Origin of the sequence: Bradyrhizobium sp. (assembly GCF_036009065.1) — a bacterium.
Taxonomy (GTDB): domain Bacteria; phylum Pseudomonadota; class Alphaproteobacteria; order Rhizobiales; family Xanthobacteraceae; genus Bradyrhizobium.
This window is the reverse complement of the sequence record NZ_DASYMN010000140.1, coordinates 1-7,215: the sequence shown is the minus strand read 5'-3', so window position 1 is coordinate 7,215 and position 7,215 is coordinate 1. Positions and strand designations below refer to the sequence as shown.

At 63.0% G+C, this 7,215-nt stretch carries 6 protein-coding genes and 1 pseudogene; 1 reads left to right on the top strand and 6 read right to left on the bottom strand.

The window, feature by feature from the left end; translation table 11 throughout:
- The 5 genes from shc to VGP39_RS08365 all read right to left on the bottom strand — a co-directional run.
- The coding region (shc, locus tag VGP39_RS08385; RefSeq protein WP_327567638.1) for a squalene--hopene cyclase at positions 1 to 1,953 on the bottom strand (1,953 nt) is incomplete at its 3' end.
- Between the two features lie 51 nt (positions 1,954 to 2,004).
- The gene (gene hpnE, locus VGP39_RS08380; RefSeq protein WP_327567637.1) at positions 2,005 to 3,258 is read right to left on the bottom strand and encodes a hydroxysqualene dehydroxylase HpnE; all 1,254 of its coding nucleotides are present in this window, start codon (positions 3,256 to 3,258) and stop codon (positions 2,005 to 2,007) included.
- Between the two features lie 23 nt (positions 3,259 to 3,281).
- Positions 3,282 to 4,121 carry a presqualene diphosphate synthase HpnD gene (gene hpnD / locus VGP39_RS08375; protein ID WP_327567636.1) on the bottom strand — a complete coding sequence of 280 codons (840 nt, stop codon included), beginning with the start codon at positions 4,119 to 4,121 and terminating at the stop codon, positions 3,282 to 3,284.
- On the bottom strand, positions 4,118 to 4,996 hold the full coding sequence (hpnC, locus tag VGP39_RS08370; protein WP_327567639.1) for a squalene synthase HpnC: 879 nt from the start codon (positions 4,994 to 4,996) through the stop codon (positions 4,118 to 4,120). Before hpnC ends, hpnD begins: the two co-directional genes overlap by 4 nt.
- 205 nt (positions 4,997 to 5,201) lie before the next feature.
- Positions 5,202 to 5,438, bottom strand: a complete 237-nt coding sequence (locus tag VGP39_RS08365; RefSeq protein ID WP_327567635.1) for a hypothetical protein — start codon at positions 5,436 to 5,438, stop codon at positions 5,202 to 5,204.
- A gap of 487 nt (positions 5,439 to 5,925) precedes the next feature.
- Here VGP39_RS08365 and VGP39_RS08360 point away from each other — a divergent pair, with 487 nt between their 5' ends.
- Entirely contained in the window at positions 5,926 to 6,426 is a 501-nt protein-coding gene (locus VGP39_RS08360) for a hypothetical protein (protein WP_327567634.1), read from the top strand.
- Between the two features lie 330 nt (positions 6,427 to 6,756).
- Here the strand turns inward: VGP39_RS08360 and VGP39_RS08355 are convergent.
- Positions 6,757 to 7,215 (bottom strand): annotated as a pseudogene (locus VGP39_RS08355) (RND transporter); the annotation flags it as partial.

Sequence of the window (7,215 nt, the reverse complement as noted above, 5' to 3'; positions counted from 1 at the left end):
CCCTACCACCCTGCTGTTGGTGCTCTTCAAATTTCGATACCGCGCCAGCGCCCAGAGCGGAAAGAACTTCGAGTAGCCATGATAGCGCAGATAAAACACCCGAGGAAAGCCCGTTGCCGTGTAGCGCTGCTCATCCCACAGACCTTTTTGGGTCTGTGTGCTCATTAGGTACTCCACGCCACGCACGACCGCCGGATGGCCGACCTCACCCGCCGCCATCAATCCAAGCAAGGCCCATGCCGTTTGCGAGGCGGTCGTGGGCGCCCGTTGATATCCCTTATAGTCGAGTCGGTAGCTTGTGGCATCCTCGCCCCAGCCGCCGTCGCCGTTCTGGATCGATACCAGCCAGTCCGCCGCCTTGCGCATCATCGGATCGCTATGGTCGATCCCGGCGGCATTGAGTGCGCACAGCACCGACCAAGTGCCGTAAATGTAGTTCAGGCCCCAGCGGCCGTACCATGACCCCTCGGCGAGCTGGGTCCGGCGCAGATAGGCGACGCCCGTTGCGACCGCCGGGCTGTCCTCCACGGTCTGCCCGAGTTGGGCCAGCATCGACACGCAGCGCGCGGTCACGTCCTCGGTGGGCGGATCGAGCAGCGCGCCGTGGTCGGAGAACGGGATGTTGTTGAGATAGTATTCGAGATTGTCGGCATCAAAAGCCGCAAAGCCGCCGTCGCGGCTCTGCAGGCCCTCGATCCATTCGCGGCCGCGGTCGACGGCGACATCGTACTTGCCGCCGGGATCACCGCGGCGGGCGCGGTCCATCGCCATGACCACGACGGCGGTGTCGTCGAGGTCGGGATAGTATGCATTGTTGTACTGAAACGCCCAGCCGCCCGGCCGCACGTCGGGGCGTTTCACTGCCCAGTCGCCCTTCACGTCCAATTCCTGCCGCGGCAGCAGCCAATCGAGCGCCTGGGTTGCCGCGCGCGAGCCCGCTTCGCCGCCCGCTTCAAGGATCGCGTGGGTGGCGAGCGCGGTATCCCAGACCGGCGAGACGCAGGGCTGGCAATAGGCTTCCTGCTCGCCGACCACCAGCAGCCTGTCGAGGCCGCGCCGTGTGATCGCGCGCGGCGGATGATCGGGCGGAAAACCCAGCGCGTCATACATCATGACGGTATTTGCCATCGGCGGAAAGATTGCGCCGACACCATCCTCGCCGTTGAGCCGCTCCTCGACGAATACCACCGCCTTGTCGATCGCGCGTTGCCGCAGCTTTTTTGGAAACAACGGCTCGATCGTCCGCAGCACGATGTCGAGCCCGCGGAACAGCGAGAACCAGCCCCAGCTCTGATGCGGCGCCTTTGCCGTCATGCCGATGGAGCGCGGATCCTGCAGAAACAGTTCATCGATCCCGATGCCTTTCGGGTTGCGCGCGCGCGGCTTCAGCGCCGCGAGCACCATCAGCGGGATCATCGTGGTGCGCGCCCAGTAGGAAATCTTGTTGATGTGAAACGGCGACCACATCGGCAGCAGCATGATCTCGACCGGCAGCACCGGCACGCTCCGCCAGGTCGTCACACCGAACATCGACAACAGGAAGCGCGTGAAGACGTTGCTGTTGATGCCGCCGCCACGCGACAATATCGCCTCGCGCGCGCGCACCATGTGCGGCGCGTCCACGGAGTCGCCGATCATCTTCAGCGCGAAGTAGGCCTTCACGCTGGCGCTCATGTCGAAGGCGCCCTCGTGAACCAGCGGCCAGCCGCCGTGCGCGCCCTGCACCCGGCGCAGGTAGTTGGCGATCTTGGCTTCCAGCACCGCATCGACCGGCTCGCCTAGATAGTGGCGCAGCAGCACATATTCGGCGGGGATGGTGCAGTCGGCTTCCAGTTCGAATACCCAATGCCCGTCCGGCTGCTGGAGGCCGAGCAGCGCGCGCGTCGCCGAGGCGATGCTTGCCTGCAAGGCATCTCCGGCGGAAGGTCCGATCTGTGCAGTGCTGGAATCCATATCGTTCGATATCTCCAGTGTTGGCTCGCGGAAATTTCTCGTCGCTCGATTTCAGGCCTGGCGCATGGCCAGCACGCGGTCGGCGGCGCGGTCTCCGGACCGTACCGATCCCTCGATGGTCGCCGGCAACCCCGTATCAGTCCAGTCGCCGGCGAGGAACAGGTTTTTGTAAGAGGTGACCGTACCAGGACGCAGTGCATTTTGTTCCGGCGTGGCCTCGAAGGTCGCGCGGCGCTCGCGCACGATCTGCCACGGCGGCAGATCGCCCTCTATCCCCGCCGCCTTGCAGATATCCCGCCAGATTGCCTGCGCCAGTTGCTCGCGCGGCAGTTCCACCAACCGGTCGCCATTGCTGATGGTCACCGACAGCCGTTGCGGGAACGCGAACAGCCACTCCACAAGCCCGCCGACGACCCCGGTTATCGCCGGCTGGTCCTCAGATGGTGTGATGCGAAAATGCGCGTTGACGATCGCCCGGAATTTTGCGGGTGTCTGCAAGCCCGGCAGCAGCGAGGCCGCAGCGCGCGGCGGAACCGCCATCACGACCGCATCGCCGGGACCCAGTACGATCGCGTCGTCGCCGAATTTCAATTCGCTGACATTGCTTCCGACCAAGCCCAGCCCGCGCAGCTCATGCCCGAACCGGACCGATGCGCCCTTAGCCCGCAGCAGTTCGATCGCCGGCTCGACCAGAACCGCGCTCAAGCCCTGGCGCGCGATCAAGGGACGGCAGGCCTGGCCGCCCGCCAGCAGCGTTTCGCGGACGATCGCACCGGCAAGTCCCGCGGAGCCCTCCGGCGGGTCGACATTCAGCGCCGCCAGCAGCAGCGGCTGCACCAGCCGATCATATAACGTGCCCCTGCATGGAATCGTGTCGCCGACGAGCTTGCCCGGTGAGGCCCACATCAGCGGCGAAAGCGCGAGATAGTCCGAAAGCCTGGTGTCCGGAACGCGGCGGCTTTTGTCGAACACCCAAAGCGGCAGGCGGCCATCGCCGAGGTCGAGCTGCCATCGCCTGCCGCTGGCAAGGTCGACAAACGGAAACTGCGCGCGCTTCGGTCCAACCAGTCCTTGTTCCGTGCCTATCGACCTCGCATAGGCGAGCGCGTGGCGATTGCCCGACAGCAGCAGATGGTTGCCATTGTCGATGGTGAGATTGGTCGCGGCGTCGAAATAGGAGCGGCACCGCCCGCCGGCCTGCTGCGTGGCTTCGTGGACATGAACTTTGTGGCCGGCATTGGCCAGCCGGACCGCCGCCGACAGGCCCGAAATTCCCGCACCGATGACGTGAACGTTTCCTTGCAAGTTTCCTTGGACGTTTCTCTGCATCAGATCAATGCATAGCGAAGCAGGATGGCGATGCGCGCCGCCTTGTTGAGGCGCACGGGGGTGCGGGGCAATGCAAAGCCGCGGGCAACCAGCAAGTCCAGAACCGCGTGATAATATTTCGACATGATCCGCGGCGCGCGCACCCCGCGCCGCTTATTGCGGTCCATCACCTCGTCGGCTTTGGTAAAATGCGCCCGCGCCCGCGACACCAGCGGCGCACAGACTTTCGGCAGCGCGGGATCCGACATGACTCTGAGCGGATCGGTGCTGGTGATGCCGGCGTGCAGCAGGGCTTCGCGCGGCAGATACAGCCGGCCGATGCCGGCGTCTTCGTCGACGTCGCGCAGGATGTTGGTGAGCTGCAGCGCGCGACCGAGATGATGCGCGAGCAGAATGCCGTCGTCTTGCGGCAGGCCGAATACACGCACCGACAGCCGCCCGACCGCGCTGGCGACGCGGTCGCAATAGAGGTCGAGCGTGGCGAGGTCCGGCGCCCTTATGTCCGCGGGCACGTCCATTTCCATGCCATCGACGATGGCGAGAAAATCCTCGCGCTTGAGACCGAATTTCTGCACCGACGGCACGTAGTCCCGCAGCCTCGCCGGCGGGTCGCCGCGATAGAGGGCGTCGATATCGCCGCGCCATTGCTGGAGCGCGGCCAGCCGCTCTTCTCGCGGGCCATCGGAATCGGCGATGTCGTCGACCTGCCGGCAAAAGCTGTAGATCTGAAACATCGCCTCGCGCTGCGCGCGCGGCAGAATGCGCATCGCCGCATAGAACGAGCTTCCCGATGCCGATCCCTGGAAGGTTGCAGGCTGGCTGGTCATGTGCTGGTTCATGCGCCCGGCGCCGATCTGGAAATCGCCGGGCTTGCGATAGCGCGGCGCCAGACCGCGCCCGCGATACCGCTCAGGCTGAAGCCGGCCATCGCCGCCTTGCTGAGGTGGACACGCTCGCACAAGGGATCGCGCACCTTCAACAGTTGCACGATCTGGCGCGCATAGGTCTGGATCACGGCAATCTCACAGGCCACTCGTGCATCGCAGACCTGGAGTTCCAGCGAACAGCCTTCACGCAGCAGCGCTTCGTTTTTCCCCGCAAGTTCGTGCAGACAGGACAGCAGCGCCGCCGAGGCGCGCGGCGCTCCAAGTTCCTCCACCGACGCGCCATGCCGCGCCAGCGCCTCGCGTGGAATGTAGACCCGGTCAAGCTCGCGAAAGTCCTTGCCGCAATCCTGCAGATGATTGTTGATCTGCAGCGCGGCGCAGACCGCGTCCGATGCCGGCCACGTCGCGGTGCTCTCGCCGTGAACGTCGAGCACGAACCGTCCGACCGGCATCGCCGAATAGGAACAATAGTGGATCAGGTCGTCCCAATCCTCGTAGCGAAGTTTTGTCACGTCCATCCGGAACGCAGTCAGCAGGTCGCGTGCATGACGCGGCGGCAGGCCGCGCTCGGCCAGCGCGTTGCGCAACACCACCGCCTCGCGCTGGCCCGCGCCTTGCCCAAGCAGATCGGCCTCGAGCTCGTCGAGCAATTTGAGCTTGGTCTGCGCATCGAGCGAGCCATGATCGGCGATATCGTCCGCGGTTCTGACGAAGTTATAAAACGCGAGAATCAGCGCCCGGTGACGCGGACGTATGATCCACGACGCCACCGGGAAATTTTCGTCGCGATGGGTCTTGCCGGATCGCAGGTCGCTCGCGGTGGTCATCGGCATTGGCTGCATCTGTTGAACATGGCCGTGCCGCATGCCTCGTTGGGACAGGCGGCATGCGGGATCGTTCGCGGACCCCCGTATATGGGAAATTCGCGGGCAAAACCAACGCAATCTCGCAATTTCGGAAGCAGCCGTGCGCATCCGGAACAGGCCCATCGGGCCTTGCCGGAAGCGATCATTCAACTTCATTGAAGGAGATTTACTGCCCGTGGCTTTTGAGTACCTGACTGCACGCGGCGGTCAACTTCGGACGATTCTGCTGAAGGCACGCCAGAATGACGAAATCCCCCTGATCCATCAGCGAGCGGCAAAAACGCGAGACGTCGCGCGAGCACGCCTTCTGCTCATCCGGCGTGCCGCTACGCTGTTGCTGGGCGATGGCGCCGGTCGAAACCGATACAGACAGCAGCGTGAGCGCAAAGAAAAATTTTCGCATTGTGTTCCTTCAGTTCTGACAGCAGGGAGTTTTGGGTTCGGGGCTGCCGCTTACCACACCATTGAGTCCCGCGCAGCTAAGCCTCGCCAGATTGTGGCCGCAGATCGGTTCTTTCAACGCGGAGCGGGGGCTGTTCAACGCCCAACAGCGCTGCCAATTGCGGCCAAATTTGCGTCGTCCTTTGATCGCTGCCTGCAGCGCGATAACCCGCCCGAAAATCTCGACTAACTTATTGAAATACAATCGATATTCTGATCAGGTTCAATTTACAAATCGGTTGCGGCTTTTTGACACTTCGCAAAATCCGGCTCGCCCGGCACAAACTTGTCTGTGTATTTTGCAGACGATCCAGCGCAAGGTCGCAGAGCCCTCTGTTCCCCGAACGACATCACTTGGGTTGAACCTGATGTAATTCGGCGACACTAAAACTTTGATGCGGCGCGACGTATCTTGATTTAGAACGTCATTTTTAACGGGAAACCTCAATATGAAACTGTTTGGTTCCAAGGTTCTTGGGCGAGCGATCAAGGCTGCAGGCATCGGCGCCGCGTTGATGTTGTCCGCGTCGGCAAGCCATGCCCAGTCGGGACCGTTTGCCGGTTTCGACGGGTCGTGGTCCGGCAACGGGACGGTTGCGCTTTCCGACGGAACGACCGAGCGCATCCGCTGCAAGGCCGACTACAAGGTCAATGGCAGCGGCCTCGGACTGAAGCAGAATCTGCATTGCGCCAGTGACAGTTACAAATTCGATCTGAGCAGCGAGGTCACCAGCTATGGCGACCGTATCGCCGGCAACTGGAGCGAGAGAAGCCGGAACATTTTCGGCAATCTGCAGGGCACCGCGGGCGGCGGCCAGATCGACGTGTTCGTCGAGGCGTCGGGATTTGCCGCCAATTTGACGCTGCGAACCACCGGCAACAAGCAGACGGTGCAGATCAACTCCAAGGGAGAAATCAGGGGCGTCAACATCACGATGACGAAGGGCTAAGGCCCATTCACATCGCCGGGCCGCGCACACCGCCGTCATCCTGAGAGTCCGACTGGAAAATCCTTCAGGTGAAATGTGACCTCGCCTCTTGCTCGTCATGCCCGGCCCTGTGCCGGGCAATCCACGTCTTATCTGGCGCTAGGCAAGAAAGACATGGATGGCCGGGACAAGCCTGGCCATGACGGCCGCCTTTCAGCTCTGAGGAGCCGCGGACTTGCGCGGCGTTCCGAAGGATCGCCGCCTGTATTCGCTTCCATCCTTCGAGGCTCGCCGAAGACGGCGAGCACCTCAGGATGACGGTGGAGTTGTTAGGCGATAGATAGGACGGAATCACTCCGCAAGCTTCGTCTGACTCGCCGTCCCGCGAATTTTTTGCGACAGCTTGATCAGGAACATCGCCGTCGGCCGCAGGATAAACAGGTCCGCGACCAGAGCCGCCACCATCGCAAAGGCGCCGAGCCAGCCGAACAGCCGCAGCGACGGCAAATCGGAAAACACCGTCACCACCAGACCGCATGCCAGCACCACGGTGGTGAGGATCAGCGCCGGACCGACCAGCACGGTGGCCCGCTCGACCGCCAGTTCCGGGCTGACGCCCGGTTGCATCTCCAGCCGCAAGCGGTTGAGGAAGTGAATCGTCGCGCTCAAGCCGAGGCCGAACGACACGGTGAGCGCGACAACGCTCGCGAATTGCAGTCCCTGCCCCAGCAACCAAAGCACAGTGCCCGACAACACCACCGGGAAAATACCCGGCAAGATGCATGAGAACATCACGACCACCGAGCGGAA